The sequence below is a fragment of the Nocardia sp. CA-151230 genome, assembly GCF_050942175.1.
Classification (GTDB): domain Bacteria; phylum Actinomycetota; class Actinomycetes; order Mycobacteriales; family Mycobacteriaceae; genus Nocardia.
Map to the genome: position 1 here is coordinate 8,449,884 of NZ_CP192061.1, position 24,921 is coordinate 8,474,804.

At 68.9% G+C, this 24,921-nt stretch carries 27 protein-coding genes and 1 pseudogene; 14 read left to right on the top strand and 14 right to left on the bottom strand.

Annotation, left to right across the window (positions count from 1 at the left end; genetic code table 11):
• Window positions 1–52 precede the first annotated feature (52 nt).
• Window positions 53–571: an Lrp/AsnC family transcriptional regulator gene (locus tag ACQP1O_RS39470; protein ID WP_433563386.1), complete on the top strand. Its 519-nt coding sequence runs from the start codon at window positions 53–55 to the stop codon at window positions 569–571.
• Window positions 572–594: 23 nt separating this feature from the next.
• Here the strand turns inward: ACQP1O_RS39470 and ACQP1O_RS39475 are convergent, their stop codons facing one another.
• From ACQP1O_RS39475 to ACQP1O_RS39485, 3 genes are all read right to left on the bottom strand, one after another.
• Window positions 595–1,707 (bottom strand): winged helix DNA-binding domain-containing protein, encoded by a 1,113-nt coding sequence (locus tag ACQP1O_RS39475; protein WP_433563387.1) that lies wholly within the window; start codon window positions 1,705–1,707, stop codon window positions 595–597.
• Window positions 1,708–1,765: 58 nt separating this feature from the next.
• Window positions 1,766–2,740, bottom strand: a complete 975-nt coding sequence (locus ACQP1O_RS39480) for an NADPH:quinone oxidoreductase family protein (protein ID WP_433563388.1) — start codon at window positions 2,738–2,740, stop codon at window positions 1,766–1,768.
• 244 nt (window positions 2,741–2,984) lie between these two features.
• The gene (locus ACQP1O_RS39485; RefSeq protein ID WP_433563389.1) at window positions 2,985–4,877 is read right to left on the bottom strand and encodes a protein kinase domain-containing protein; all 1,893 of its coding nucleotides are present in this window, start codon (window positions 4,875–4,877) and stop codon (window positions 2,985–2,987) included.
• A 334-nt stretch (window positions 4,878–5,211) separates the two neighbouring features.
• Between ACQP1O_RS39485 and ACQP1O_RS39490 the strand changes: the two genes are divergently transcribed.
• Window positions 5,212–5,988, top strand: a complete 777-nt coding sequence (locus ACQP1O_RS39490; protein ID WP_354836503.1) for an acyl-[acyl-carrier-protein] thioesterase — start codon at window positions 5,212–5,214, stop codon at window positions 5,986–5,988.
• A 580-nt stretch (window positions 5,989–6,568) separates the two neighbouring features.
• Here the strand turns inward: ACQP1O_RS39490 and ACQP1O_RS39495 are convergent.
• On the bottom strand, window positions 6,569–8,236 hold the full coding sequence (locus ACQP1O_RS39495; RefSeq protein ID WP_433563390.1) for an FAD-dependent oxidoreductase: 1,668 nt from the start codon (window positions 8,234–8,236) through the stop codon (window positions 6,569–6,571).
• 225 nt (window positions 8,237–8,461) lie between these two features.
• Here ACQP1O_RS39495 and ACQP1O_RS39500 point away from each other — a divergent pair, with 225 nt between their 5' ends.
• On the top strand, window positions 8,462–8,953 hold the full coding sequence (locus ACQP1O_RS39500) for a SixA phosphatase family protein (RefSeq protein ID WP_433563391.1): 492 nt from the start codon (window positions 8,462–8,464) through the stop codon (window positions 8,951–8,953).
• 26 nt (window positions 8,954–8,979) lie between these two features.
• Here ACQP1O_RS39500 and ACQP1O_RS39505 read toward each other — a convergent pair whose 3' ends face one another.
• Window positions 8,980–9,183 (bottom strand): hypothetical protein, encoded by a 204-nt coding sequence (locus ACQP1O_RS39505; RefSeq protein WP_354836509.1) that lies wholly within the window; start codon window positions 9,181–9,183, stop codon window positions 8,980–8,982.
• Between the two features lie 151 nt (window positions 9,184–9,334).
• Between ACQP1O_RS39505 and ACQP1O_RS39510 the strand changes: the two genes are divergently transcribed.
• Window positions 9,335–9,847, top strand: a complete 513-nt coding sequence (locus ACQP1O_RS39510; protein WP_433563392.1) for a MerR family transcriptional regulator — start codon at window positions 9,335–9,337, stop codon at window positions 9,845–9,847.
• An 18-nt stretch (window positions 9,848–9,865) separates the two neighbouring features.
• Here the strand turns inward: ACQP1O_RS39510 and ACQP1O_RS39515 are convergent.
• Window positions 9,866–10,625 (bottom strand): annotated as a pseudogene (locus tag ACQP1O_RS39515) (dioxygenase family protein).
• 138 nt (window positions 10,626–10,763) lie between these two features.
• Entirely contained in the window at window positions 10,764–11,399 is a 636-nt protein-coding gene (locus ACQP1O_RS39520; protein WP_433563393.1) for a GTP cyclohydrolase II, read from the bottom strand.
• A gap of 95 nt (window positions 11,400–11,494) precedes the next feature.
• Here ACQP1O_RS39520 and ACQP1O_RS39525 point away from each other — a divergent pair, with 95 nt between their 5' ends.
• The gene (locus tag ACQP1O_RS39525; RefSeq protein ID WP_433563394.1) at window positions 11,495–11,956 is read left to right on the top strand and encodes a MarR family winged helix-turn-helix transcriptional regulator; all 462 of its coding nucleotides are present in this window, start codon (window positions 11,495–11,497) and stop codon (window positions 11,954–11,956) included.
• Between the two features lie 15 nt (window positions 11,957–11,971).
• Here ACQP1O_RS39525 and ACQP1O_RS39530 read toward each other — a convergent pair whose 3' ends face one another.
• Window positions 11,972–12,370 carry a MerR family transcriptional regulator gene (locus ACQP1O_RS39530; protein ID WP_433563395.1) on the bottom strand — a complete coding sequence of 133 codons (399 nt, stop codon included), beginning with the start codon at window positions 12,368–12,370 and terminating at the stop codon, window positions 11,972–11,974.
• 45 nt (window positions 12,371–12,415) lie between these two features.
• On the opposite strand from ACQP1O_RS39530, the gene ACQP1O_RS39535 reads away from it, so the two are divergent.
• The 4 genes from ACQP1O_RS39535 (at window position 12,416) to ACQP1O_RS39550 (ending at window position 15,095) form a co-directional block, all read left to right on the top strand.
• Window positions 12,416–13,204, top strand: coding sequence for an alpha/beta fold hydrolase (locus tag ACQP1O_RS39535; RefSeq protein WP_433563396.1), 789 nt, complete (start codon window positions 12,416–12,418; stop codon window positions 13,202–13,204).
• A gap of 84 nt (window positions 13,205–13,288) precedes the next feature.
• The gene (locus ACQP1O_RS39540; RefSeq protein WP_433563397.1) at window positions 13,289–13,771 is read left to right on the top strand and encodes a carboxymuconolactone decarboxylase family protein; all 483 of its coding nucleotides are present in this window, start codon (window positions 13,289–13,291) and stop codon (window positions 13,769–13,771) included.
• A 3-nt stretch (window positions 13,772–13,774) separates the two neighbouring features.
• Window positions 13,775–14,089: a GNAT family N-acetyltransferase gene (locus ACQP1O_RS39545; protein WP_354836525.1), complete on the top strand. Its 315-nt coding sequence runs from the start codon at window positions 13,775–13,777 to the stop codon at window positions 14,087–14,089.
• Window positions 14,090–14,105: 16 nt separating this feature from the next.
• Complete coding sequence (locus tag ACQP1O_RS39550; RefSeq protein ID WP_433563398.1) at window positions 14,106–15,095, top strand: pirin family protein; 990 nt, start codon at window positions 14,106–14,108, stop codon at window positions 15,093–15,095.
• Window positions 15,096–15,221: 126 nt separating this feature from the next.
• Here ACQP1O_RS39550 and ACQP1O_RS39555 read toward each other — a convergent pair whose 3' ends face one another.
• Window positions 15,222–16,061: a helix-turn-helix transcriptional regulator gene (locus tag ACQP1O_RS39555; RefSeq protein WP_433563399.1), complete on the bottom strand. Its 840-nt coding sequence runs from the start codon at window positions 16,059–16,061 to the stop codon at window positions 15,222–15,224.
• Between the two features lie 166 nt (window positions 16,062–16,227).
• Here ACQP1O_RS39555 and ACQP1O_RS39560 point away from each other — a divergent pair, with 166 nt between their 5' ends.
• Window positions 16,228–17,235, top strand: coding sequence for an aldo/keto reductase (locus ACQP1O_RS39560; protein WP_433563400.1), 1,008 nt, complete (start codon window positions 16,228–16,230; stop codon window positions 17,233–17,235).
• Between the two features lie 21 nt (window positions 17,236–17,256).
• Here the strand turns inward: ACQP1O_RS39560 and ACQP1O_RS39565 are convergent, their stop codons facing one another.
• From ACQP1O_RS39565 to ACQP1O_RS39575, 3 genes are all read right to left on the bottom strand, one after another.
• Window positions 17,257–17,748: a PaaI family thioesterase gene (locus ACQP1O_RS39565; protein ID WP_433563401.1), complete on the bottom strand. Its 492-nt coding sequence runs from the start codon at window positions 17,746–17,748 to the stop codon at window positions 17,257–17,259.
• 111 nt (window positions 17,749–17,859) lie between these two features.
• A complete protein-coding gene (mqo, locus tag ACQP1O_RS39570; RefSeq protein WP_433563402.1) occupies window positions 17,860–19,365 on the bottom strand; it encodes a malate dehydrogenase (quinone) in 1,506 nt (501 codons plus the stop codon).
• 132 nt (window positions 19,366–19,497) lie between these two features.
• Entirely contained in the window at window positions 19,498–20,016 is a 519-nt protein-coding gene (locus tag ACQP1O_RS39575) for a hypothetical protein (protein ID WP_433563403.1), read from the bottom strand.
• Window positions 20,017–20,156: 140 nt separating this feature from the next.
• Here ACQP1O_RS39575 and ACQP1O_RS39580 point away from each other — a divergent pair, with 140 nt between their 5' ends.
• Window positions 20,157–20,843 (top strand): TetR/AcrR family transcriptional regulator, encoded by a 687-nt coding sequence (locus tag ACQP1O_RS39580; RefSeq protein ID WP_433563404.1) that lies wholly within the window; start codon window positions 20,157–20,159, stop codon window positions 20,841–20,843.
• Window positions 20,844–21,006: 163 nt separating this feature from the next.
• Entirely contained in the window at window positions 21,007–21,855 is an 849-nt protein-coding gene (locus ACQP1O_RS39585) for an LLM class flavin-dependent oxidoreductase (protein WP_433563405.1), read from the top strand.
• Window positions 21,856–21,868: 13 nt separating this feature from the next.
• Here ACQP1O_RS39585 and ACQP1O_RS39590 read toward each other — a convergent pair whose 3' ends face one another.
• Window positions 21,869–22,405 carry a CGNR zinc finger domain-containing protein gene (locus ACQP1O_RS39590; RefSeq protein ID WP_379442003.1) on the bottom strand — a complete coding sequence of 179 codons (537 nt, stop codon included), beginning with the start codon at window positions 22,403–22,405 and terminating at the stop codon, window positions 21,869–21,871.
• Window positions 22,406–22,444: 39 nt separating this feature from the next.
• On the opposite strand from ACQP1O_RS39590, the gene ACQP1O_RS39595 reads away from it, so the two are divergent.
• Together ACQP1O_RS39595 and ACQP1O_RS39600 are read left to right on the top strand one after the other, a co-directional pair.
• Window positions 22,445–23,410, top strand: coding sequence for an EamA family transporter (locus ACQP1O_RS39595; protein ID WP_433563406.1), 966 nt, complete (start codon window positions 22,445–22,447; stop codon window positions 23,408–23,410).
• A gap of 129 nt (window positions 23,411–23,539) precedes the next feature.
• Window positions 23,540–24,232 carry a hypothetical protein gene (locus ACQP1O_RS39600; protein WP_433563407.1) on the top strand — a complete coding sequence of 231 codons (693 nt, stop codon included), beginning with the start codon at window positions 23,540–23,542 and terminating at the stop codon, window positions 24,230–24,232.
• Window positions 24,233–24,332: 100 nt separating this feature from the next.
• Here ACQP1O_RS39600 and ACQP1O_RS39605 read toward each other — a convergent pair whose 3' ends face one another.
• Window positions 24,333–24,803: a hypothetical protein gene (locus ACQP1O_RS39605; RefSeq protein WP_433563408.1), complete on the bottom strand. Its 471-nt coding sequence runs from the start codon at window positions 24,801–24,803 to the stop codon at window positions 24,333–24,335.
• Between the last annotated feature and the right edge of the window lie 118 nt (window positions 24,804–24,921).

The window sequence follows — 24,921 nt, forward strand, 5'->3', positions numbered from 1 at the left end:
CCCGGTGCTGGACAATTTGAATAGCAGCGAACTCACGAGCGGAGGTTCCGCCATGTCCCGCACGCCCGCCCGGCTGGATGAGCTGGATCTGGCCATCCTCACCGCCATGCACGAGTACCAGAAGGCGGGCATTCTGGAACTCTCCCGCCGCACCCGGGTCGCCCGCGCCACCGTGCAGTCACGCATCGCGCGCATGGAGGAGGCGGGGGTGATCTCCTCCTACGATCCGCAGATCGATGTCACCGCGGCCGGTTTCGATGTGCAGGCGTTCGTGACACTGGAGATCGCGCAGGGCGCGCTGGAGGCGGTCGCCACCGACCTCGACGCCATCCCCGGGGTGCTGGAGGCCTACGCCACCACCGGTTCCGGGGATGTGCTGTGCCGGATCGGCGCGGATTCGCATGCCGGCTTGCAGGCGGTCCTGCTGAGCATCGACCGGACCAGTTCGGTGGTGCGGTCGCACAGCGTGGTGGTGTTGTCCACCGTCGTCCCGCAGCGCACCCTGCCACTGCTGCGCACGCTCACCCCGGCCGGGTCGAGCAAGGCGCCGGCGTACCGCGCCGCGCACTGAGAATCCGCGGCGGGATCGCCCGGTCAGGGGCGCAGGTCCGCTCCGGGATCGAGGATTTCGACGACGGGCGTGCGGTCCGGTTCCGAGAAGGACAGCAGGGCAGCGGCTTCCGCCTCCACCGCGGCGCGGTCGGCGTGGGACCAGCGGGCGTGCGGGCTGATCCGTAGCGACGCGGTGTCACCCTTGGCGAACACCTTGTAGACGCCCGACAGGAAGCCGTCGATCAGGATCGGGGAGACCTGGTTGGCGAAGGCGCGCAGCGGCGGGGCATTGCCGTCGGGGACGATGCGGGTGCGGTCCTGGTGGGACAGGATGGCGTTGTCGTACCAGCCGAGCAGGCGGACGGGGGCGGGCAGGTCCGGGTCGGCGAGTGTGGCGTCGGCGGCGTCGTAGAGGGTGCGGCCGCGGTCGTCGGTGTAGGTGCGGACCCGGTCGCCGAGCTTCTCGACGGCCTGCTTCATGCCGGTGAGCTTGGACCAGGTCTGCATGTCCATGGTGGTGGCGGGACCGAAGGCGCGCAGATAGCGCAGCAGCAGTTCCCCGAGCGGATAACCGGGGTCGAGGGATGCGCCGAGCCAGGGTTGCACGCGGGACCAGACCGGGCGGCTGCTGTCGCCCCAGCGGCCGCGGGGCGGGGTCTGCAGGACGGGGAGCTGGTAGAGCCAGGCCTGCACGATCGCGCCGGGATCGCGGTCCGGGTACCGGGCGGCGGCGTGTTCGCGCAGCGTCGCGGCGGGGGTGGGCTCGTCGCCGAGTACCTGTTCCCCCTGCGCACGCACCTCCTCGGGATCCAGGCCGACCAGGGCGCCGAAGTTGAAACCCTTACGGAAGGGGATCTTTTCGAGTTCCGGCTGGATGTGCGGGGCGATGCGCAGCGCGTCGGGCGGGGTGACCAGGTGAATGGTGCCGCGCATCAGGGTGATTCGCACCAGTGACCGGTCGTCGAGGGCCTTCGACACCGTCTGGGGATCGAAATCGGCTGTGCGGCTCCACAATGCGACGAACGGCGGCAGCATGTCCTGCGCCTGCAGGCCGACGAGGTGGTCGCACAGCTCGTGCACGCCGAGCCCGGACCTCTCGAGCAGATGCTGACGCGCGAGCAGGGTCCGGTTCAGCACCCGGTTGGACAGCTTCACGATCGGTGACGCTACGGGAGCCGCACCCGGTTCGCGCGATCGTGCCCGGGCGATCCGGTCAGCGGAGGGTGACGACGACCTTGCCGGTGGCGGTGCGCTTGTCGAGGGCGGAGACCGCCTCGGCGGTGTGCGCGAGGGCGTAGAGGACGGGCTCCGGCGGGGTGATCCTGCCGTTCGCGAGCAGCGGTTCCACCTCGGCCCACTGTTCCTGCAGGTAGCCCGGGTGGGACATGACCCACTCCCCCCAGGCCGCGCCGACCACCTCGACGTTCTTGAGCAGCAGGCGGTTCACCTTGACGGTGGGGATGTCGCCCGCGGTGAAGCCGACCACCAGCAGCCGCCCGGCCGAAGCCAGCGAGCGAACGCTGTCGGTGAAGCGGTCGCCGCCGACCGGGTCGAGCACGATGTCGACGCCGCGGCCGCCGGTGAGTTCCTTGACCGCGGCCAGCCAGCCGTCGGTGAGCACCACGTCGGTGGCCCCGTTGGCGCGCGCTACCTCGGCCTTCTCCTCCGTGCTCACCACGGCGACGACCCGCCCCGCGCCCAGCGCCTGCGCCATGCGCAGCGTGGAGGTGCCGATGCCGCCGGCGGCGCCGTGCACCAGCACGGTCTCCCCCGGGGCCAGGCGGCCGCGGTTGCGGAGGCAGAAGTGCACGGTCAGGTCGTTGAACAGCACGCCCGCCCCGGACTCCAGCGAGACATTGTCGGGCAGTTTGAAGACCATTTCCACCGGCGCCACCGCGACTTCCGCGGCCGCGTTGCCGAGCAGGGTCAGCGCGACCACCCGGTCGCCGGGCCGGACGTGCGAGCCCTCCGGCGCCTCGCGCACGATGCCGCCGACCTCGCAGCCGACGACGTAGGGCAGCGGCGGCTTCATCTGGTACAGGCCGCGGGTCATGAGTACATCGGGGAAGGCGATCCCGGCAGCGTGCACGTCGATGACGACGCCGCCCGGATACCCCGCCGGCTCGGGAATATCGAGAACCTCGATGGCCTCCGGGCCTTCCAGCTTGCTCACCACGGCTGCGCGCATTCTCGATCAACTCCGATCAATTCACCGGCGGATACCAGCCGAACGTAGCACCCCCGCCTCCCCGCGCCTTCGGCGGACGACCGAGAGCCGTTGCCGGTTTCGTACCCGTGCCTGCGGGTGGTGCCGAAACAATTCAGGGCGTACCCGGCGAGTTACCCCGAACGCCCCGAAATCAGTTGTCGCCTCGGGAGTCGGAGAGTAACAACATCATTCGGCGGGCACGAAGGAATTCGATCGCCGAGGCTCAGCGATGGGCGTATTCGGTCATGGACTCATTGGCCGCGACCTGACCGCCGGTGGTGATGACCAGGCTGTAGGCGGTGATCCGGTACTGCGTGCCGTCGGTGGGATTGGTGACGGTGAAGCCACCGGTGCCGTCGGGCACCGGGTCGTCGAGCTGGATGCCGGCGTTGTCGCTGATCCGGACGCCCTTGTAGTAGAAGCGGCCGGTCGTGGTGCGGCACACCACCAGACGCGACTTGTCGGTGCGGCCGATGGCCATGGCCGGGTCGTCGGCATTGCAGCGCGGCGGCTGCGCGGTGAAACCCTGTGTGTCCGTACCGGATACGGTGCCCGAGAGCGGGACCAGGGTGGTGGTCGGGACGGTCGGGCGGGCGGTGGTCGTCGAGGTGTGCGCGGCGGTGGTCTGCGCCGGACCGGTGGCCGTCGTGACGCCGCCGGCATCGTTGCCACCGGTGTTACCGGACAACAGCGCCCACGCGAGCACCGCGCCCAGCACCAGGATCACCCCGATGAGCGCGCCCACCAGCAGCGGCATATTGCTGCGCTGCCGGGACGGCAACGGCAGCGGCGCGGAGGGGTGCTCGCGGGGCAGGGCAGGGTTTTCGTACGGCGCTGGCTGATTCGGGTAGGGCGCCGGCTGGCTTGTGTACGGCGCTGCCTGGTTCGCATAGGGCGCCGGCTGGTTTCCGTACGGCCCGTGCCCGGGCAGATACCCGGCCTGTCCGGCGGGAGTCCGGCGCAGCACGGTCGGTTCGTAGTTGCCCTGCCCGGTAGGGACCGGGCCGGAACTCTGACCGCCGCGGGAGTGATCGACGGGCCCGGACAGCTGCTGCGGTCCCGAGGCGTCCGGGGGCTGTACCCCTCTGGCGTAGTCCACCGGGCCCGACGGATGAGCGCCCCCGGAAACTTCGCCGGGCCGGGACGGCTGCCCAGGACGTGGATGGTCACCGGAGCCGGCAGGCTTGTCGAGGTAGTTCGGCCCGGAGTGCCCGGCCGGGACCGCAGGCGAGCCGATCGTCGGCGGGGCGGGCGGCACGGTGGTGCGGGTGGGCTCGCCGTCGCCGGCCCGCATCAGCGCGGCCCGGGCGCCGCGGGCGAGCTGCCCGGCGGTGGCGTAGCGCCGGGTCGGATCCTTGGCCATGCCGATGGCGACCACCTGGTCCAGGCCGACCGGGACTCCGGCACGGACGCTGGGCCGCGGTGGGGGCGTGAGCATGTGGGCCCGGATGGTGGCGAGATTGCCCTCCACCCGGAACGGCGGCCCGCCGGTGAGGCATTCGTAGAGCACACAGGCCAGCGCGTAGATGTCGGCGCCGGGCGAGACGGAGGCATTGTGCTCGAAGCGCTCCGGGGCCATGTAGGCGAAGGAGCCGATGGCATTGCCGGTCTGGGTGAGCTGGACGTCGGACTCGGTGTGCGCGATACCGAAATCCACCAGGTAGGCGAAGGTTTCGCCGGTGAGCAGGATATTCGCGGGCTTGACGTCGCGGTGCACGAGCCCGCTCTCGTGGGCGGCGTCGAGTGCGGCGGCGACCTGCTCCACCACGGTGACGGCCTGCTCGGGCGCCATCGGGCCCTCGTCATGCAGGTAGGCCTTGAGGTCGCGGCCGCGCACCAGCCGCATGTCGATGAACAGGACGCCGTCCACCTCACCCCAGTCGTGCACCGGAATGACGTGCGGTTCCTGGAGTTTGGCGGCGGTGCGGGATTCGCGGCGGAAGCGCTCGACATAGGTGGGCTGCCGCGCCAGATCGACATCCAGCAGTTTCACCGCGACCACCCGATCGCGCACCGTGTCGTAGGCCTCGTAGACCTCGCCCATGCCGCCGACCCCGAGCAGCCGCCGCAACTCGTACTGCCCGAACCGCGAACCGGCCCTCGCCCCTGCGGCCACCCTGCGTCGTCCTCCCTGCCGCTGGATATACAACAGGAAAGGCTACGGGCCGTGCGACGCACTGTCATTCCCTCGATAGCGGCACAGTCGTTCCGCCGATGATCGCGACACTGCGCGACGGCCCCGTCGAGCCCTGAACAGTGCCGTTTCCCATTCGGCTGGACTGATCTCCGCAGCCGAGAAACACTGTCGTTCCCCGAACAGAAGTACAGGTGACTCGACGTGAGTGTGTCCCGCACGCCCCGTAGAGTCATGTCACGGACTTCGGTCAGTAGGCACCTCACCGGTGCTTTTGGAAAGACATGCGGCACACCGTGCAGCGCGAGGAGCACCAGTGTCACTCGATGAGCCACTCGCCCCGCTTCCCCAGGAGGGCATGGGCTTCGCTTCCGCGTGGCCCGTCCGAGCCGGCGACGTGGATCCCTATCAACGGCTGCGATTCGATGCCGTGGCCCGCTACCTCCAGGACATCGCCTGGGAGGAAATGCAATCCGGATTCTTCCATCGGACGGATCCGGCCTGGATCGTGCGGCGCACCGTGGTGGACGTGGTGCGGCCCATCCACTGGCCGGACCGGGTGGAACTGCGGCGCTGGTGTTCGGCCATGTCGACGCGGTGGACCAATATGCGGGTGCGGATCACCAGCGAGAACGGCGGTCTGATCGAGACCGAAGGCTTCTGGATCAATATCAACGAGTTCACCAATATGCCGACCCGGATCAGCGACGAGGGCCTGGCCGAACTCGCCCGCACCACCGATCAGCACCGGCTGCGCTGGCGGCCCTGGCTCACCGACCCCACGCCGCCGGAATCGGATGTGGATCTGCCGTTCCCGGTGCGCGCCACCGATATCGACCAGTACAACCACGTGAACAACGCGGCCTACTGGCAGGCGGTGGAGCAGTATCTGGTCGACTACCCGAAGCTGGTGGCCGGGCCGCATCGCGCGGTCATCGAGTACGTGGCGCCGGTGCTGGCGCGCCAGCACATCAGTGTGCGCAGCCGGTACGAGCCGGGCGATCGGACCGGGCATCCAGCGGCGCTGCGGCTGTGGTTCGTGGTAGGCGGGGTGACGACCACCGCGGTGCGCATCGGGCCGCTGCCCAGCTGAATCCGATACCGCCCGCTGAATTCGATACCGCCAGCTGAGTTCGATACTGCGAGCCGAATCGGATGCTGCTCAGCTGAGCCGGTGGCGCAACTGCGAAATCGACTGACCTGACGCGACATTCCCTGTGGACCAATGCATTCGCTGGCTATTTGCCTGCGACACTGCGTGACGAGTCGACCACCAAGGAGTGCCTGCGCGGCGCGGCGGCCCCGAACCCCGCCCGCGCCCCGGTCACCACCTCCCCGCCGACCACCACCTCTGTAGCCCACGCAGGCAATGTCAACTGCGGCACCATCACCGACGCCGCCATCATCAACGGCGGGTCCTGCAACGCTCAGCCCGACCCCGCCGTCCCCTCCCTATGCGCCCAGGACGACCTCGTCATCAACCTCGGCGCCAGCCAACTCTCCGAGCAACCGCCAAAATGGCTGTGGCCCCACCCATTACAGGTGGGGGCACAGCCGTTGGTGCGTGTTCGGACCCAGCCCCCGGACGCCGATGTCCCTGAGGGTGCAGGGCGTGGCCCCGACGTCCCTCGGGGGTGCGGGGGCGAAGCCCCTGAGAGTCCCGAGAGTCGGGTCTACCCCTTGGCGGCCTTGAGGAGGTTTTCGACGCTGGTGAACTTCACGCGCGGGCGGCCCGCGGATTTGCCCGCGGTCTTCTCGGCGGCGTCGATGGCCTTCCAGCCGTCGCGGCCGATCTGGTCGGGCTGGCGCTCGGCGAGCAGGGCCTCGAGCGCGGCACGACCGGCTTGCGGGGCAGGCAGCCTGCCCTGGGTGAAGTCCTCGATGAGCTGGTCGACGGTCTCCTGCGAGTCCACCCGGTTGGAGCCGATGACCCCACGCGGGCCGCGCTTGATCCAGCCCGAGACATAGACCCCCGCAACGGGGTTGCCGTCGGCCAGAACCCGGCCCTTGTCATTGGGGATGACACCGGCGGACTCGTCGAACGGCACGTCCGCGACGGGCTCGCCCTTGTAGCCGATAGAGCGCAGCACCAGCGACGCCTGCAGGGTGCCGCTACGATCGCCGGCGCGCGCGATGGTGCGGCCGTTCTCCTCGACGAGGTCGTTGTGCACGTACTCGACCACCTCGGCCTTGCCGTCGCCGGTGATGGCGGTGGGAGAGACCAGGTAACGGAACACGATTCGCTTGTTGGCCCGGTTGCGGGAACCGGCGGCGTACTCCTGGGCCAGGGTGTACTTGAGCTGCAGCGAGGGCTCGACCTGCGGGTCGTCCAGGACGGCCTGCGACGCCGGGTCCAGGACCAGGTCCTGGGGGTCGACGATGATGTCGACGCCCTTCAGGTGGGTCAGCGCCAGGAATTCCGGCGAGGTGTAGGCGGCCTGCAACGGACCGCGACGGCCCAGCACCACGACCTCGGTGATGTTGCTGCGGCGCAGCGCATCCAGGGCGTGGTCGGCGATATCGGTGCGGGCCAGCTCGTCCGGGCCGACGGTGAGCACACGGGCCACATCCAGGGCCACATTGCCGTTGCCGACGATCACGGCGCGCTCGCCGGAGAGGTCGAATTCGCGGTCGGCGAAGTCCGGGTGACCGTTGTACCAGGCCACGAACTCGGTGGCCGAGTGGCTGCCGGGCAGGTCCTCGCCGGGGATACCGAGGTGGCGGTCGGTGGCCGCGCCGACGGCGTAGATGACAGCGTGGTGGTGGGCCAGCAGCTCCTCGTGCGAGATGTGCTTGCCGACTTCGACATTCAACCGGTACGCCAGCGCCTCGCGCCGGAACGCCGACTCGAACAGCCCGGCCACCGACTTGGTGCCCGGGTGATCGGGGGCCACACCCGCACGCACCAGGCCGTAGGGGGTGGGCAGCCGGTCGAACAGCTCCACCTCGACATCGGCGCGGCGCAGCAGCTCCTCGGCGGCATAGCAGGCGGCCGGGCCCGCGCCGACAATGGCGACACGCAACGTACCCAGTTCCTTCGGCGCCCGCGACGGCGCGACCAGCGGCTCGAAGTTCGACTCCAACGGATGCCGCCCGAAATAGTCGGCATTGATATCGCGGAACCGCGCCAGCGAGGCGAGCAGATCATCCTCGGAGAAGATCGCATCGACCGGGCAGGCATCGACACAGGCGCCGCAGTCGATGCAGGTGTCCGGGTCGATGTAGAGCTGCTCGGTGGTAGCGAACTCACGTTGCTCGGGCGTGGGACGAATGCAATCGACCGGACACTCGGGTACGCAGCTGGCGTCGTTGCAACAACGCTGCGTGATCACATAGGCCATATCTCGCAGATCCTCGAAACTGTCGCGTGTAATACTCCGCTCGGGCTCGAGCAGGGTCGGTAGAACACGTTCTAATATAGGCGGCGTTCCATCGGGTGTCGGCACTGCGATGTGTCGCCACCTTCAGTGTGCCTCGAGTGTGAGCACTGTCTCGCGTCGGCACCGGCGCGCACCGCTGTGAGACCGGTCTCTCGGACGCACTCGAGGCCCCCTACCGTAATGCCTATGGTGCGGACTCTCATCCTGATGCGGCACGGCAAATCCGGATACCCCGAGGGCGTGCAGGACCACGAGCGGCCACTGGCACCGCGCGGGCGGCGCGAGGCGGCGCTGGCGGGTGACTGGCTGCGCGCCACCCAGCCGGAGATCGACGCCGTCCTCTGTTCCACTTCGACACGGACGCGGGAGACCTTGGCGGCCACCGGCATCACCGCGCCGGTGACGTTCGAGAGCTCGATCTACGAGGCATCCCCGCACGTCATCATCGAGATGCTGCAACTCACCGACGATGCCGTGGAAACCCTGCTGGTCATCGGCCACTCCCCCGGAATGCCCTGGACGGCATGGGAATTGGCGGCCAACCGGCATTCCGGCCCGGCCGAGGAGATGAGCGCGAAATTCCCCACCTCGGCGCTGGCGGTCATCGAGTTCGACCGCCCGTGGGCAGCCGCCGACCCGGGCACGGGTGATCTGGTGCGATTCCACGTACCTCGGTAGGTCCGGTTGCCTCTGCAGAGCCGGGCTCAGCCGAGTAGCTTGCCCTTCCATACCACGACACCACCGAAGATCAGCAGGAGCAGCAGCGCCGGCCAGAAGCCGAGCAGCCACCACACCACGCCGAGCACCGCCACCACGGGCAGCGCGGCAATGGCAGTGATCACCGGTTGTTCCTTGGCCGTCTCCAGGGCCGAGCGGGCCCTGATCCGATCCACGTCTTTTCCAGCCATGACCCCAGGGTAGGCGCGAAACGGGCGGGTCGAGCCGCACATCGAAACTTCGCGCACCCACGTCCTCGACGTCGCACGCTCGTAGGCTTGCTTGGAGTGCACTCCAACCCACTAACGTCGTGGACGGGTTCGGCAGGAAGGGGCGAGACCGATGAGCGCAGCACCGGTACAACAGCGCAATCCGGCACCGCAGGACACCGTGGAGCACGAACGGCCGCGGTATTCGATCGGCGAGGTCTCCGATCGCTGCGGCCTGACCCGGGACACCCTGCGCTGGTACGAGCGCATCGGCCTGATGGACTACGTGGGCCGCGACCACTCCGGCCAGCGCCGGTTCAGCGATCGGGATCTGGGCTGGCTGGCGTTCATCGGGAAGCTGCGGCGCACGGGCATGTCGGTGGCCGACATGGTCAAGTACGCGGAGCTGGTGCGGGCCGGGGAGCACACCTATCCGGAGCGGCTCGAGATGTTCCGGCGAACCCGCGCCGAAGTGCTCACCCAGATCGAGGAACTCCAGTCCACCCTGGTGGTCCTCGACCACAAGATCGAGCTCTACGGCGGCGGTCAGGCGTGTGATCCGCAGGTCGGATCGAACGGCACTGCCCGGGTCGGGTCGAACGGCACTGCCCGGGTCGGGTCGGGTCCTGCCCGCCGGGGGAACTGAGCGCCGGCTCCGCCCGGATCAGCCGATCTGGATGGAGCGCTTGGCCATTCCGTACCAGAAGCCGTCGATGGCGGTGTGCTGCGTGGCCAGTTCGTCCGCGCCCGCGCCGAGGGTCACGAACAGCGGCGCGAAATGCTCGGTGGGCGCGGCGGGCGCCGGGGGCGGTGTGCTCGAAGTCCAGCATCGCGTCGATGTCACCGGCGGCCAGTGCCTCGTCACCCCAGTGGTCGAATTCCCGGGACCAGCCGGGCGCGAAGTCGGCCGGCATGGAGAAGTTCGCCTCGCGCAGGTTGTGCGTGAAGAAGCCGCTGCCGAGGATGAGAACGCCCTCGTCGCGCAGCGGGGCGAGATGGCGGCCCAGGTTGTAGAGGCCGACCGGATCGAGGGTCGGCAGGGACAGCTGCAGGACCGGGATATCGGCATCGGGATACATCTCGACGAGCGGCACGTACGCGCCGTGGTCGAGGCCGCGGCTCGGCGCCTCGTGCACCGGCCGGCCCGGGCTGCCCAGCAGCGCACGGACTTTCGCGGCCAGGTCGGGAGCGCCGGGGGCGGCGTAGCGGACCCGGTAGTAGTGCTCGGGGAAGCCCCAGAAGTCGTAGAGCAGCGGCACGGTGGTGGTCGCGCCGAGGGTGACGGGCGCGTCCTCCCAGTGCGCGGAGACCACCAGAATGGCGATGGGCCTGGGTAGTTCGGCCGACCAGGCGGCGAGCTGGCCGGGCCAGATCGGGTCGTCGGCGAGGGGCGGTGCGCCGTGACTCAGGTAGAGCACCGGCATGCGGTCCGTCCGCTCGTGAGTCACGGCCTGGGACATGGGATTTCGCGGAGTTCGATGGTCGGCTCAGCCACCGAGTCAGATGGTCGGCTCAGCCACGGAGTTCGATGGTCGGCTCAGCCACGGAGTTCGATGGTCGGCTCAGCCGACGAGCCGGATGGTGTGCCCGGTGTGCTCGGCCTTGGCGCGCAGATAGCGCAGGTTGTCGGGGGTGGCGTGGACGCCGGTGGGGACGGTGTCGCGCACCGTCACACCGAGCGCAGTCAGCTGGCGGACCTTGTCGGGATTGTTGGTGAGCAGGTCGAGTTCGCCGATGCCGAGGGCGGCCAGCATCTGAGCGGCCGCGGTGTAGTCGCGGGCGTCCTCGTCGAAGCCGAGTTCGGTATTGGCCTGGTAGGTGTCCAGGCCCGAGTCCTGCAGCGCGTAGGCGTCGAGCTTGTTGTAGAGGCCGATGTCGCGGCCCTCCTGGCGCAGGTAGAGCAGAATGCCGCCGGTGCCGGAGATGAGCTCGACGGCCTCGCGCAGCTGCGGCCCGCAGTCGCAGCGGGCGGAGCCGAAGACGTCGCCGGTGAGGCATTCCGAGTGCAGCCGCACCAGCGGCGTGGCCGGCCCGTCCGGGCCGAGGTCGGGTTCACCGAGGACGAGGGCGACGTGCTCGCGGCCGTCGGCGAGGCCGTCGAAGGTGACCGCCTGTGCGGTCGTCGAGTAGCCGTCGGCGAAGGTCAGCGGAATCCGCACGCGAGTGCGGACGCTCGCGCCGACGAAGGTGCTGCTCATGATTGCTCCTGAGGCCAGGGACCAGTTCGTTCAAATTTGAACCGCAGGGGCCGGGAGGTTATTCCAACCCGAACAACCGGCTGTAACCTGGGCAGATGAGTCCACGCTGGCTGAACGAGGAGGAACGGGCGGCCTGGTTGGCCTTCCTGAGCGCCTCCAGCCTGCTGGAACGCCGACTCGGCCGACAGCTCGAGCGGGACTCCGGACTCTCCCACCTGCAATACGAGATCCTGGTCCGCCTGGCCGCCGCCCCCGACGGCGAGCTGCGCATGACCGAACTGGCCTCGACCCTGCTCAACTCCAAGAGCAAGCTCAGCTACCAGGTCGACCAGCTGGAGAAGGCGGGCCTGGTGACCCGCCGCAACTGCCGCACCGATCTACGGGCGGTCTACGCCCGCCTCACCGACGCCGGACGCGAGCGCCTCGAACAGGCCGCCCCGGGCCACGTCGAGACGGTGCGCGAATTCTTCGTCGACGCCTTCACTCCGGAGCAATTGGCCGCTGTGGCAGCGGGTTTCACCGAGGTCAACCGCCGCCTCCGGGAAGAAACCGCCTGATCGCTCCGCGTCGGCTCAGGACGCCTCGGCCACACCGGGATTCGGGTCGTAGGGCGCGGCCAGGACCGCGTCCTGTTGCCGGGCCAGCAGCATGCGGCGATGGGTCAGCTCGGCGATCTGGTCGTCGAGGCGGTCCAGGCCGTCGCTCACCACCTGCCGGGAGTGGTCGCAGTGCTGGAAGCCGGAGTCGGTGGCGCAGGGCAGCAGTTCCCGGATATCGCGGGTGGGCAGACCGGCGTCGAGGAGTTCGCGGATGCGGGCGACCCGGTCCGCGGCGTTGGCCGGGTAGCTCCGGTAGCCGTTCGAATCCCGGTGCGGGACAAGCAGTCCCTGCTCCTCGTAGTAGCGCAGCAGCCGGGCGGGCACCCCGGTGGCCCGGGACAGTTCACCGATCAGCACTGTGACCTCCCGCACATCGCGTTGACCTTCACACCCATGTGAATCCCTAACGTCGCCGCCATGACGAACATTTCTTCCGTAAGCCCGGTCCTCACCACCCAGGTCCGGGGTTCCGGCCCCGCCATCGTGCTGGCCCACGGCGGAGGCGGCGGCATCGACGCCAACTTCGGCGGCCTGATTCCCCTGCTCGCCACCGATCACCTGGTCATCGGTTCCGACTACCCGGCCGACGACACTCCGCTCGCCCTGGACTCCCTCGCCGACGCCCTGGTCGCCGAGGCGGTGGCTCGCGGGGCCGAGACCTTTTCGATCGTCGCCTTCTCCCTCGGCACCGCGGTGGCGATCCGGGCGGCGGTGCGGCATCCGGAGCGGGTGCGCGGGCTGGTGCTCACCGGTGGCTTCGCCAAGCCCGACAATCGGTCGCGGCTGAACATCCAACTGTGGCAGCGCGCCCTGGCCGCCGGGGACCGCGAATCCTTCGCACGCTTCGTCCTGCTCGCCGGGTTCAGCGCGGACTTCGTGAATGCCCTTCCCGAAGAGCAGCTTTCGGAGATCCTGGCGCAGACCGCGGCGAGCATCCCGGGCGGCACCGCCGCGCAGGCGGCGCTGATCGAGCACACGGATGTGCGCGCCGACCTGCCGCACGTGGCGGTGCCGACACTGGTCATCGGGCTCACCGGCGACCTGCTCTGCGATCCCGCCAACGCCCGCGAGCAGGCCGCCGGGATTCCGGGGGCCGAGTACACCGAGCTCCCGGGCGGGCACGTCGTCATGGTGGAGCAGCCCGACGCCTGGCATGCGGCCGTGCTCGATTTCTTCGCCCGGCAGCGGGCGGCCGCGGCCCGCTGAGTTCACTCGGAAGACCTCGGTCTGAAACACCAATTTTCAGACCAGAAGGCACGGTTCACATTCTCGGCTTACGATGCAGCCACTATGCAGTCGCCTGTAACTCACGACCGGGTGTGGATCGACAAGCAGACGCCCGAGGTCTTCCGCGAACTCAACAGCGTCGCGTTCGCGGTGCGGAACGCCGCCGCGGCCGCCGATCTGGACCGCGCGGTCATGGAATTGGTGAATGTCCGCGTCTCCCAGCTCACCGGTTGCCCGTTCTGCCTGGACCTGCATTCCCGGTACGCCCGCGAAGCCGGTGTCACCCAGCAGCAATTGGATGTCCTGACCGCCTGGCGCCGCAGTCCGTACCTGTTCACGGAACTGCAGCAGGCCGCACTCTCGGTGGCAGAGACGGTCACTTCATTGCCGGATGAGGAGACCATGCAGCGTGAGTATGCTGCTGCGCGGCAACATTTGTCGGATGACCAGATGGCCGTTCTCATCTGGGCTGCGACCACTATCGGCGCGTTCAATCGCGTGTCGATTATGAGCAGACATCCGGTGCGGGTGCGGAAGGAGAACTGAACAATGAGCGAACAGGCCGTGACGGCCGCAGTCGTTCGGAACGACGCGCAACACCGGTACGAGGTGTGGTACGGGAATTCGCTCGCCGGGTTCAGCGAGTACCGCGAGCGCGACGACAACGACACCACCTTCATTCATACCGAGGTGGATCAGGAATTCAGCGGCAAGGGCCTGGCGAATCTGCTCGCGCAGGAGGCGATCAAGGATGTGATCGCCCGCGGCCGCGTCATCGTGGCACGCTGCCCGTTCATCAAGGGCTGGTTGGACAAGCACCCGGAATACGACGAATACGTGGTGGGCAAGGGCATCAAGAGGTGAGCAGGGAGGAGCGGGCATGAGTGATCTGGAGCCACGGCCGGAAGAGGCGCTGTGCGAATCGTCCGGGCGGCCCGGGCCACGCGCCGAGTTCTTCCCGGCCCGCGAGGTGCCGCTGGGCGGCGTGCGCGGGGTGACCGTCTTCCGGTCGCTGCCGCAGCGTGACCTGCCGACCGTCGGCGCATGGTGCTTCCTCGACCATTTCGACGGGGGCTCGCCCGCCAACCCGGAGGGGCACGACATCGACCCGCATCCGCATATCGGATTGCAAACGGTCACGTGGCCACTGGACGGGCGGATCCGCCACCGCGACAGTGTGGGCTCGGATGTGGAGATCGCACCCGGGCAGCTGAACCTCATGACCTCCGGACGCGGCATCGCGCACTCGGAATACCGGGTGCCGGGTCACATTTCGGGTCACGGGCTCCAGCTGTGGGTGGCACTGCCGGACGAATCCCGGGGTATCGCACCGCATTTCGAGCAGCATCGAGACCTGCCCGAGTTCACGCTGCCGGGGCTGCACGGCGTCGTCCTGATGGGCTCGCTCGGCGGGGTCACCTCCCCGGCGCGGGCCTACACCCCGATCGTCGGCGCCGATCTGCGCCTCGAAGCGGGCGCAGCGGTGACGCTGCCGCTGAACCCGGACTTCGAGCACGCGGTGCTGGTGATCGAGGGCGGACTCAGCGTCGACGACACCGACGTCGCGCCCGGCAGCCTGTTCTACCTCGGCAGCGACCGCGAGTCCCTCCGGCTGCACGACGCCACGGGCGGCGCGCATCTGCTGCTGCTCGGCGGTGAACCGTTCGGTGAGGATCTGGTCATGTGGTGGAACTTCGTGGCCCGCAGCCACGAGGAGATCGAGCAGGCCCGCAACGACTGGGAGAAGCACGATGTCGGCCGCTTCGCCGATATCGCCGGGCACACGCCCGACCAGCGGATCCCCGCGCCGCCGCTGCCGGGGCTGCATCTGAAGCCACGCAAGCGCCGCTGCGGCGTGCCGCACGAGTGAGCTGCGGCGTGCCGCACGAGTGAGCTGCGGCGTGCCGCACGAGTGAGCAGCGGCGTGCCGCACGAGTGAGACGAATATCGGCCCCGAACCGCACTGGTTCGGGGCCGATTTCGTTGCGGCCGAACGTCAGCGGCTGGTCATCGACTGAGTTCCGATGACCCGCAACAGATCCAGCTTCTCCTGGGTGTCGGTGCCGGGCGCGGGGTAGTAGATCAGCACGTGCCGGGTGGCGCTGGGGGTGAGCAGCGGTTCGCAGATCAGATCCAGCACGCCGACTTCCGGGTGGATCATGCGCTTGATGTGGCCGGTCCCCGTGCCCACCTCGTGCTCGTTCCACAGCCGCTCGAACTCCGGGCTGGCGGCCCGCAACCGGGCCACCAGCTCGGTCACGTCGGCGTCGCCGGCGCGGCGGGCGGAGACCGCGCGCAGATCGGCGACATGCTTGTGGCTCATGGCTTCCCAGTCCTCCGGCGGGAAGATGGCGCGGGAGCCCGGTTCGGTGAACCAGCGCCACGGGACGCATCGTTCCAGCCCGCGCCGCTGCGAGTAGTCCCCGGACAGCAGGGTGTGCATGCGGTTCTGCACCAGCACCTCCCCCAGGTCCGAGATGACCACGGCCGGGGTGTCGTCCAGCTTCGAGAGCAGGTGCAGCAGGCCGGGTCCCACGTGACTGTCGCCGCCGCGCGCGGGGGCCTGGTGGCCGGACAGATGGTAGACATGGTCGCGCTCGCTGTCGGTCAGCCGCAGCGCCCGCGCCAGCGACGCCAGCACCTGCACGGACGGGCGCGGGCCGCGAGCCTGCTCCAGCCGGGTGTAGTAGTCGGTCGACATGCCCGCGAGCATGGCGACCTCGTCGCGGCGCAGGCCCGGGGTGCGGCGGCGCGCGCCCGGCGGCAACCCGACGGTGGCGGGTTGCAGCTGCTCACGGCGGCGGCGCAGGAAGTCGGCCAGCTCGGTTCGATCCACCTCCCCACTGTCCCCCGTCCCCGGCCCGCTAGCCAGGTACCGGCGATCCCAGTCTGTGCCGCGCGAATTCCTCCACAGCCCGTCCACAGGCGGTAACCAGGGATCGGCGATCCCTGGATGAACGCTCCTCTCCCGGACCCCGCCACGGGGGCGCAGTGTTATCGGCATGACCACGAACCTCAGCACCGTCCAGCTCGGCAAGACCGGGCCCGCCGTCTCCCGCCTGGCCCTCGGGGCCATGGGGATGTCCGGCATGTACGGCACGGCGGACGACGCCGTCTCGATCGCCACCGTGCACGCCGCCCTCGACTCGGGCGCGAACCTCATCGACACCGGCGACTTCTACGGCATGGGCCACAACGAACTGCTCATCCGGCAGGCGCTGGCCGACCGCAAGCGCGAGGACGTCCTGCTCAGCGTGAAGTACGGCGCGCTGCGCGGACCCGACAACAGCTTCGGCGGCGTCGATACCCGGCCCGCGGCCACCAAGAACTTCCTCGCCTACTCGCTGCAGCGACTGGGCACCGACTACGTCGACATCTACCGGCCCGCGCGACTGGACCCGAACATTCCGATCGAGGAGACCATCGGCGGCCTGGCGGAGCTGGTGCAGGCCGGCTACATCCGCCACATCGGCCTGTCCGAGGTGGGCGCGGAGACGCTGCGCCGCGCCGCGGCCGTGCACCCGATCGTGGACCTGCAGATCGAATACTCGCTGATCTCGCGCGGTATCGAGGCCGAAATCCTGCCCGTCGCACGGGAACTCGGCATCGGCATCACCGCGTACGGGGTGCTCTCCCGCGGCCTGCTGAGCGATTCGCTGCGGCCCGGGCAGCAGTTCGCGCCCTCCGATTTCCGCGCGCACAGCCCGCGCTTCCAGGGCGAGAACCTCGACGCCAACCTGCGCCTGGTCGACGCGCTGGCGAAGATCGCGGCGGAGCACCAGGTGGGCGTGGCCCAGCTGGCCATCGCCTGGGTGCTGTCGCGGGGCACTGACATCGTGCCGCTGATCGGGGCGCGGCGTCCTGAGCGCTGGGCGGAAGCCGTTGCAGCGGTGGATATTCAGCTGTCCGAGGACGAGTTGGCCACCATCGAGGCGGCCGTACCCGCCGACCAGGTGGCGGGCGGCCGCTACGCGCCCGCCCAGATGGCCATGCTCGACAGCGAGCGCTGAGTCACTCCGCTCGAGCCGGAATCACTTCCGGCGCGGCCGGATCACCGCGGTGAAGGTGGCGCGGGCCACGGGCTTGCCGGTGACGTCGGCGATCGTCACCGGCACCTCGAGCTCGATCTCGGTGTGGGATTCGATGTTCGCGCGGGTCTCGGCGATGGTCTCCGGCGTCAGCTCGGCGGTGGCGCTGAACGGTCCCGCCTCGCCCTTCGCGCGGGCCAGGTATTCGATGCGGCCGTCGCGGGCGACGATGAAGGTGTCGCCGAGCAGATCCACGATGCCGGAGATGGACGCCCCCATCGCGGCCGTCTCGGCCAGGCCGAACAGCAGGGCGGCGTGGATATCGCCATTGTGGTTGAAGTGCTCGGGGCGCGCGGCCATGCGGACCACATTGCGGCCCGGGGCATAGTCCACACCCTCGATACCGGTGAACTGGATGAAGCCGAGCTTCTGGAAGCCCGCCATCACCATTTCGCCCATGGCGGCGTTCGCCTCATCCTTGGTAGCGCTGTCCATCGCCTCTCCTGCCCGGCCGGAAATTGAAACCTGTTCCAATTTCATACCGGGCCGGACGCGGCTTTGTCCACGACAGCTTCCTGCCACGGATCCACGGCAGCTTCCCGCCGGTCAGCCCACCACTCGGCCGGCCAGGCCCAGCGCCTCCGCGGTCCGGGCCATGGTCTGACGCGCCAGCCGCGGATCCTTGGCCAGGCTCTGCCCCAGTGTCGGCATGAGCTCGCGCAACCGCGGCTCCCAGAGCCGGGAGTAGCGCGGGAAGCAGCGTTCCAGCACCTCGAGCAGGATCACCGGGGCGGTCGACGCACCCGGCGTGGCGCCCAGCACCGCGGCGATCGAACCATCCTGCGCGGCAACGACTTCCGTCCCGAACTCCAGCACCCCGCCCCGCTCAGGATCCGGCTTCACCAGCTGGGCGCGCTGACCCGCGGTGATCAGGGTCCAGTCCTCGGCGCGCGCCTCGGGGACGAATTCCCGCAGCGCGGCGAGCCTCTTCTTCCGGGTCGAGGCCAGCTGGGCCACCAGCAGCCGCATCAGCTCGGGATTCGACTTCAGCATGGCCGCGATCGGACCCGTATTGCCCGGCCGCATCGACCCCGCGGCGTCGAAGAGCGAACCCTGTTTCAGGAAACGAGGATTCGCCCCCGCGTACGGACCGAACAGCAGCGCGCGATCGCCGTTCACGACCCGGGTATCCAAGTGCGGCATGGCAATCGACGGCGCACCGGAGGGGGCGCTGCCGTAGACCTTCCCGTCGTGCTCGGCCACCACGGCGGGATTGTCGCAGCGCAGGAATCGACCACTGACCGGCAGCAGACCGTAACCGTGCACTTCCGGAACACCGGCCCGCTGCAGGATTTTCAGCGCCCAGCCGCCCGCGCCCGCGAATACGAAGCGGGCGTCCACCTTTCGCGTGAGGCGGTCGTTGTCGGTGCGCCAATCGACCCGCAACTGCCAGGTGCCGTCATTGTTGCGGCGCAGCCCGCGCACCTCGCAGTTGCGGTGGATCTCGACATCCTTCCAGCGCAGCCAATGGAACAGCTGGCCGGTCAGTTCGCCGAAATCCACATCGCTACCGGTGATATCGCGGGTCGCGGCGATCGGCTCGGATGCGTCACGGCCCCGGGTGATCAGCGGAGCCCAGTCGGCAATGACCTCCGGGTCGTCGCTGAATCGCATATTCGCGAAAAGGTGGTGCGCGGACATGGTTTCGTGGCGGCGGCGCAGGAAATCCACGTCCCGCTGCCCGCGCGCCAGCGTCAGGTGCGGGACCGGATTGATGAAGGTCTCCGGCTTGCGCAGCACCCCGGATTCCACCAGCGACGCCCACAGCTGCCGGGTGAGCTGGAACTGCTCATTGAGCTCGAGCGCCGGCTCGATATCGATACTGCCGTCGGGATTCTCGGTGGTGTAATCGAGTTCGCACAGTCCGGCATGGCCGGTGCCCGAATTGTTCCAGGCCGCCGACGCTTCGGAGCCCACCTCGGGCAATCGCTCGTACACGCCGATGGTCCAGCTGGGTTCCAGATGCTTGATCAGCATCGCGAGCGTCGCGCTCATGATGCCGCCGCCGATCAGCACGACATCGTAGGGCCGCAGCGGCAGTTGTGTTCTCATCGTCATTACCTGGAAAACCCCGATTGAACTCGTACAGCGTAGGGGCACGCTAGCACCATCCACCGGCCCGCCAGGGCGGCGCAGCAAACACTATCGCCGAACCCCGCCCCACGCACCCGGAGCAATCCCGATTCACGCGAGGACGAGAACAGCCGACCCGAGCAGCGCACCGGCAAAAACGACCGTATTACGCACCTTCTGGAGCATCCAGGTCCACGCCGGAAAGCCGGACTCGGCCACCGCGAGGAGGGCCGGGACGTCGATGCGGGCCAATTCCGGATCGTTCTTGCGGGCGAAGGCGGCCCGAACCGTTTGCACCGCGGTCAGATTGCTGTAGACGATCACCGAATTGCCGAGGAACAACAGCGCCATCACCACCCAGTTCACGGGGCGCAGCCAATCGAATCCGGCCAGATTCAGCCCTGCCATGACAACCAGCAGGGTGGCGATGCCGCCCGGCGCCCACCACTCGTGGCCGCTGGCGTCGAAACGCATGCCGTTCTCCCGTAGCGCGGTGGTGCGCACGCCCTGCCGAGCCAGTTCGGCCTCGGCGCCGGCCATCGCGGCCGTGCCGTAGCGATTGCGCACGATCGGCATGCTCACGAACGCGGCGGCAGCGGTCAGTTCGATGGCGGCGATGACGGTGTTCATGGCGATTTCCCCTTGCGGCAGGCCACCCGCGGGCAGCCACTTGAACTAAGTACAAGACGAAGTTAACGCCACACTTGAACTAAGTGCAAGCGATTTCTTGAACTTTGTGAAAGTCCCAGGTGAGCGCCTAGAGTGACGCCATGCCGCGCGATACGCTCACCGGGGAACAGATCGTCCGCACCGCCATCGAACTCCTCGACGAGGAGGGACTGGACGGACTGAACATGCGCAGCCTCGGCAAACGCCTCGACTCGGCCGCCACGGCCATGTACTGGCACGTGAAGAACAAGGACAACCTGGTCCGGCTGGCCACCGACGAGATCTGGCGTGAAATCGAACTACCCGACCTCGAGGCCCTCGACTGGCGCACTGCCGCCGAAGCGCTCGCGGACGGGATGTACGCGATGATCACCCGGCATCCCTGGATCGTGCAGGCCCAGGCCGGCTATCTGCACTACGGCCCCAACAAGTCCCGCTACGACGACCGCATACTGGGCGCCTTCGAGAAAGCGGGTTTCGACGATGCCGGGGCCGACCGGGCCGCGGCCACCCTGTTCATGTTCGTCCTCGGCAATGCCGTCGGGCACGCCGCCGACGTGTCCCTGAACCGGCGTCTCACCCGCAAGGGCGAGGGCGCCGAAACCCAACTGGCACAGGCCATGTCCGAGGCAACCGAGATCGCCGGCCACTACTCGCGACTGCGCCGCCGCCTCGAAAACCCCACCACCGCGAATGATTACAACGCGGCCCCCGAGAGCAGCTTCACCTTCGGCCTCACCGCGCTGCTGGACGGTCTGCGCGATCGGCTCACCGACGCCCTCGGCTGAGGGCGGTTGTTGCGCGGTCGCGGGAAAACGCCCTATATTGGCCACAATCCAAGAGATGCTCTCCGGAAGTTGTGCCGCAGAATGAGAGCATCCGCCTCCGGAGAGGCGCGGAGTGGGCGGCAGCGCAGTTGTGCCCACTCATCTCTCCGTGGAGGTTATTCCCATGCACATCGGTCTCGGACTCCCCATTTCCGATCCCGCCGCCCTGCTCGACTGGGCGCGCCGCGCCGATGCCGGCCCCTTCTCCACCCTCGGCCTGCTCGATCGGCTGGTTTACGACAATCCCGAACCGCTGGTCACCCTCGGCGTGCTCGCCGGCGCAACCAGCCGCGTCAAGCTGCAGACCGAGGTCCTCATCGCTCCCCTGCGCGATCCCGCACTGCTCGCCAAGCAGGCCGCCACCCTGGATGTGCTGTCCGGCGAGCGCTTTGTGCTCGGCCTCGGCGTGGGCGGGCGCGCCGACGACCACGAGGCCTCCGGCACCGAACTGCACACCCGCGGCCGCCGCCTCGATCAGCAGGTCGGCCTCATGCGCGACCTCTGGGCGGGCAAACCGTTCAGTTCCACCTGCGGGCCCATCGGCCCCGCGCCGAGCTCGCTGCCCGGCCCGGAACTGCTCTTCGGCGGCTTCCAGCCCGCCGCGCTGGAACGCGTCGGCCGCTGGGGCGGCGGCTTCCTCGCGGCCGCCGCGCCCTCCTGGGCCGGCGGGCTCTTCGATACGGTCCGCCGTTCCTGGCGTGACCACGGCCGCACCGGCGCGCCCCGGATCGTGGCCCAGGTCAATGTCGCGCTCGGCCCGGACGCCGTGCTCGACGACGCCCGCGCGTCCATGGGCGCGTACTACGAATTCTCCGGCCGCGCCGACTTCATGGTCGACGGCATGCTGACCACGCCCGGCGAAATCCGCGACGCCATCCGGCAATTCGGCGATCTCGGGGCGGACGAGGTGATGCTGTACTGCTACGGCCGCGACGCCGATCAGGTGGATCGGCTCGCCGACGTGATCAGCTGACCGTCCCGCGGACTCAGCCGACCATCTTGCGAGCCCGGTAGGCCGCGACCGCGTTGCGGTTGGTGCAGGCCGTGGAGCAGTAGCGGCGGGAACGGTTGCGGGACAGGTCCAGCACGATCCCCGCGCAGGTCTCGTCGGCGCAGATGGCCAGCCGGGACAGCTCGTCGGCGCGGATCAGGTCGATCATGGCCATGGCGGTCTCGACGGCCATGCGGACATCCAGCGGAGCCTCGGGCGGCACCGCGTGGATGTGGTAGTCGAGGCCGTCGTGGCGGACCAGCCGCGGCACCGCGCGATGCTCGGCCAGGATGGCGTTCACCAGGTCGACCGCGGTGTCGCGGTCGGCGGTGAGCAGGCGGCGCAGCGGGGCGCGCTGGGCACGGACGGCCGTCAGCTCCGCCCGGGTGCGGGCATGGACGCCGGTGTAGCCGTGCTTGACGAAAAACTCGTCCAGCTGGGCGATCTCGGTCAGTGTGTCCGGGTCCTCGGCCGAGTTCACCAGTTCCACCGCCGCCGCCATGGCCGCCACTGTGTCATCAGCGAAAATCACTTTGACAGATTACACCCGGGCCGCATAGCGTCATTTGTCATGGCGACTTTGACTCATGACAGGGCGGCGGCGCACCGGCTGCGCTCCGGACTGCTCTGCGCCGCGCTGTCGGCGTCGGCGTTCGGGCTCTCCGGCCCGCTGGCCCGCGGGCTCATCGACGCCGGCTGGAGTCCGGCCGCCGTGGTCATCGTGCGCGTACTGCTCGGCGCACTGGTCCTGCTGCCCGTGGCCGCGCGGCAGCTGCGCGGCGACTGGAATCTGCTGCGCCGCAATGCCGCTCTGCTCGCCGGCTACGGCCTGCTCGCCGTCGCCACCGCGCAGCTGGCCTACTTCAATGCCGTCGCGCACATGGACGTCGCGGTGGCACTGCTCATCGAATACACCGCACCCATCGCGGTGGTGGTGTGGCTGTGGCTGCGGCACAGCCAGAAGCCCGGGCGCGCAACCGTTCTCGGCGCGGTCATCGGCGTGACCGGCCTGATCCTGGTGCTCGACCTGAACTCCGGCACGGCCACCAGCTGGGTCGGCATCACCTGGGCACTGGGCGCGATGGTCGGCGCGGCAGCGTATTTCATCCTGTCCGCCCATGCCGGGGATCAGGTACCCGGCACCGTGCTGGCCACCGGCGGACTGCTGGTCGGCGGGCTCGGCATTCTGGCGGCCGGACTGATCGGCATCGTGCCGCTGCACGCCACCACCACTTCCGTCGCGTTCCAGGGCTGCACCGTGGACTGGTGGGCACCGCTGCTCGCGCTCGGCGTGATCACCGCCGCCGTCTCGTACGTGACCGGCATTGCCGCCACCCGGCTGCTCGGCTCCCGGCTGGCATCCTTCGCGGCGCTCGGCGAGGTGCTGGCGGCCATTCTGTTCTCCTGGGCGCTGCTCGGCCAGGCGCCCGCGCCGATCCAATTGCTCGGTGGCGCATCGATTCTCATCGGCGTGGTGGTGGTCCGACTGGGCGAGCCCGCGGACGACCCACTCACGAACGCCACGCCGCACTCCTGACACCGGCGCTGACCTGCCGATTCCATTTGTCGATTGCCCTTGTGCGCCACAACCCTTCACATCTCGAGTTGATAACGGTAGTTTGTCGCAAATGTCGGGGAACCAGTCCGCAACTCGAGGGAAACCACGATGGCTATGACCAAATACCTTGCGCCCGCCCTGCTTTGCCTGACCGCGACCACCGTCGCGGGCACCGCAACCGCCGAACCGGCGCAGGTTCCGGAGCAACCCGCCCTGCAGATCAAGGGCACCGATCACAACATCGGCTATGACGTGGCCCTCACCGCCGACCATCGCGCCGCCGTCAGCACCCTGCAGGCCGGGCGCTTCCTCGCCACCTGGGACGGCGACGCCGTCATCGTGACCAACGACGACGGCGTCCTGGTCTCCACTGTCCCCCTGAAGTACGACATCGACGGCAGGACAGCCGAATTCACCCCGACGATCGACCAGGACAACCGCCGGCTCACCCTCACCCCCATCGCGGAATCCGACACCCCGGTCCGTGAGGTCGACGCCCAGCAGCACTTCTTCGACGTCGTCCAGGCCAACCTCCCCGCGGTAGCCACCGGCGCGGCCATAGGCGCCACCATCGGCTTCATCGCGGGCTTCCCCGTCGGCCTGTTCGTCCTCGACTTCATCACCGCTCCCCTGCTCGCCGTGGTCGGCGGGGTCGTCGGCGGCGCCATCGGGCTCCAGATGTCCGGCGGCCAGCAGGCCACCGACGCGGCCCTCAGCTACGTCGACACCCTCGCCCCCGGCACCGGCAACCTCTTCCGCCCGGTCTTCGCCGCCCTCCCCGCCCCGCAACCGGCGAACTGACCCACCCCGCACCACGATTCGGCCCGCGCTCCTCGTCAGAGCGCGGGCCGTTCGCATACCGATTCACTCGAGCACTCCCGACCACTCGAGCATTCCCGATTCACTCGAGGAAGATCATCGAGTCCACGGGCATGCTGTTGTCCCCGTGGTACCACCACACGTTCATGTCGCCGGCGAGGTTGAACCGGAAAGTGTGGCCGCTGCCGGGACCGTCGGTGATCGTCCACAACGCATTGGGCCGGCCGATCACCGTGCTGAAACTGCCGTCGGCCCAGGCGAATTGGCCCGTGGACGGCGCGTCGACACTGTTGAACGGCAATTCGGCACTGAAATGGCCCGACCCGATGCCGGGCAGCAGCGGACCGGAGCACCCCCACAGATCCGCCTCGCGCCGCACACTCTGGCCGGCGCTGCCGGTACCGGGAATCCTGGTGCCGCTCAGCACTTCACCGTGCTGACAGCCACCCAGCCCGCCGCCCGGATCGGCCACGGCCTGCGGCGCCCACAGGGACAGCACCGCCACCCCGAAGACTGCCGCGACGACACCGTGACGAACACGACCAACGGACATGTCAGCTCCTCCACCGGGGATGGGCCAAATCGCCTCAACCAGCACAAACCCGCGATGCGCACCCGGACGTGAAAAGAGTTCGGCCCCCGCTCCGATCGGAGCGGGGGCCGAATCCTAT

Bases quoted from the DNA above. Each gene is read 5' to 3' on its own strand.
- ACQP1O_RS39470 (WP_433563386.1), top strand. From the start codon at position 53: ATGTCCCGCACGCCCGCCCGGCTGGATGAGCTGGATCTGGCCATCCTC.
- ACQP1O_RS39480 (WP_433563388.1), bottom strand. From the start codon at position 2,740: ATGCGCGCAGCCGTGGTGAGCAAGCTGGAAGGCCCGGAGGCCATCGAG.
- ACQP1O_RS39495 (WP_433563390.1), bottom strand. From the start codon at position 8,236: ATGGCCTATGTGATCACGCAGCGTTGTTGCAACGACGCCAGCTGCGTA.
- ACQP1O_RS39500 (WP_433563391.1), top strand. From the start codon at position 8,462: ATGGTGCGGACTCTCATCCTGATGCGGCACGGCAAATCCGGATACCCC.
- ACQP1O_RS39505 (WP_354836509.1), bottom strand. From the start codon at position 9,183: ATGGCTGGAAAAGACGTGGATCGGATCAGGGCCCGCTCGGCCCTGGAG.
- ACQP1O_RS39510 (WP_433563392.1), top strand. From the start codon at position 9,335: ATGAGCGCAGCACCGGTACAACAGCGCAATCCGGCACCGCAGGACACC.
- ACQP1O_RS39520 (WP_433563393.1), bottom strand. From the start codon at position 11,399: ATGAGCAGCACCTTCGTCGGCGCGAGCGTCCGCACTCGCGTGCGGATT.
- ACQP1O_RS39525 (WP_433563394.1), top strand. From the start codon at position 11,495: ATGAGTCCACGCTGGCTGAACGAGGAGGAACGGGCGGCCTGGTTGGCC.
- ACQP1O_RS39535 (WP_433563396.1), top strand. From the start codon at position 12,416: ATGACGAACATTTCTTCCGTAAGCCCGGTCCTCACCACCCAGGTCCGG.
- ACQP1O_RS39540 (WP_433563397.1), top strand. From the start codon at position 13,289: ATGCAGTCGCCTGTAACTCACGACCGGGTGTGGATCGACAAGCAGACG.
- ACQP1O_RS39545 (WP_354836525.1), top strand. From the start codon at position 13,775: ATGAGCGAACAGGCCGTGACGGCCGCAGTCGTTCGGAACGACGCGCAA.
- ACQP1O_RS39550 (WP_433563398.1), top strand. From the start codon at position 14,106: ATGAGTGATCTGGAGCCACGGCCGGAAGAGGCGCTGTGCGAATCGTCC.
- ACQP1O_RS39560 (WP_433563400.1), top strand. From the start codon at position 16,228: ATGACCACGAACCTCAGCACCGTCCAGCTCGGCAAGACCGGGCCCGCC.
- ACQP1O_RS39565 (WP_433563401.1), bottom strand. From the start codon at position 17,748: ATGGACAGCGCTACCAAGGATGAGGCGAACGCCGCCATGGGCGAAATG.
- mqo (WP_433563402.1), bottom strand. From the start codon at position 19,365: ATGAGAACACAACTGCCGCTGCGGCCCTACGATGTCGTGCTGATCGGC.
- ACQP1O_RS39575 (WP_433563403.1), bottom strand. From the start codon at position 20,016: ATGAACACCGTCATCGCCGCCATCGAACTGACCGCTGCCGCCGCGTTC.
- ACQP1O_RS39580 (WP_433563404.1), top strand. From the start codon at position 20,157: ATGCCGCGCGATACGCTCACCGGGGAACAGATCGTCCGCACCGCCATC.
- ACQP1O_RS39585 (WP_433563405.1), top strand. From the start codon at position 21,007: ATGCACATCGGTCTCGGACTCCCCATTTCCGATCCCGCCGCCCTGCTC.
- ACQP1O_RS39595 (WP_433563406.1), top strand. From the start codon at position 22,445: ATGGCGACTTTGACTCATGACAGGGCGGCGGCGCACCGGCTGCGCTCC.
- ACQP1O_RS39600 (WP_433563407.1), top strand. From the start codon at position 23,540: ATGGCTATGACCAAATACCTTGCGCCCGCCCTGCTTTGCCTGACCGCG.
- ACQP1O_RS39605 (WP_433563408.1), bottom strand. From the start codon at position 24,803: ATGTCCGTTGGTCGTGTTCGTCACGGTGTCGTCGCGGCAGTCTTCGGG.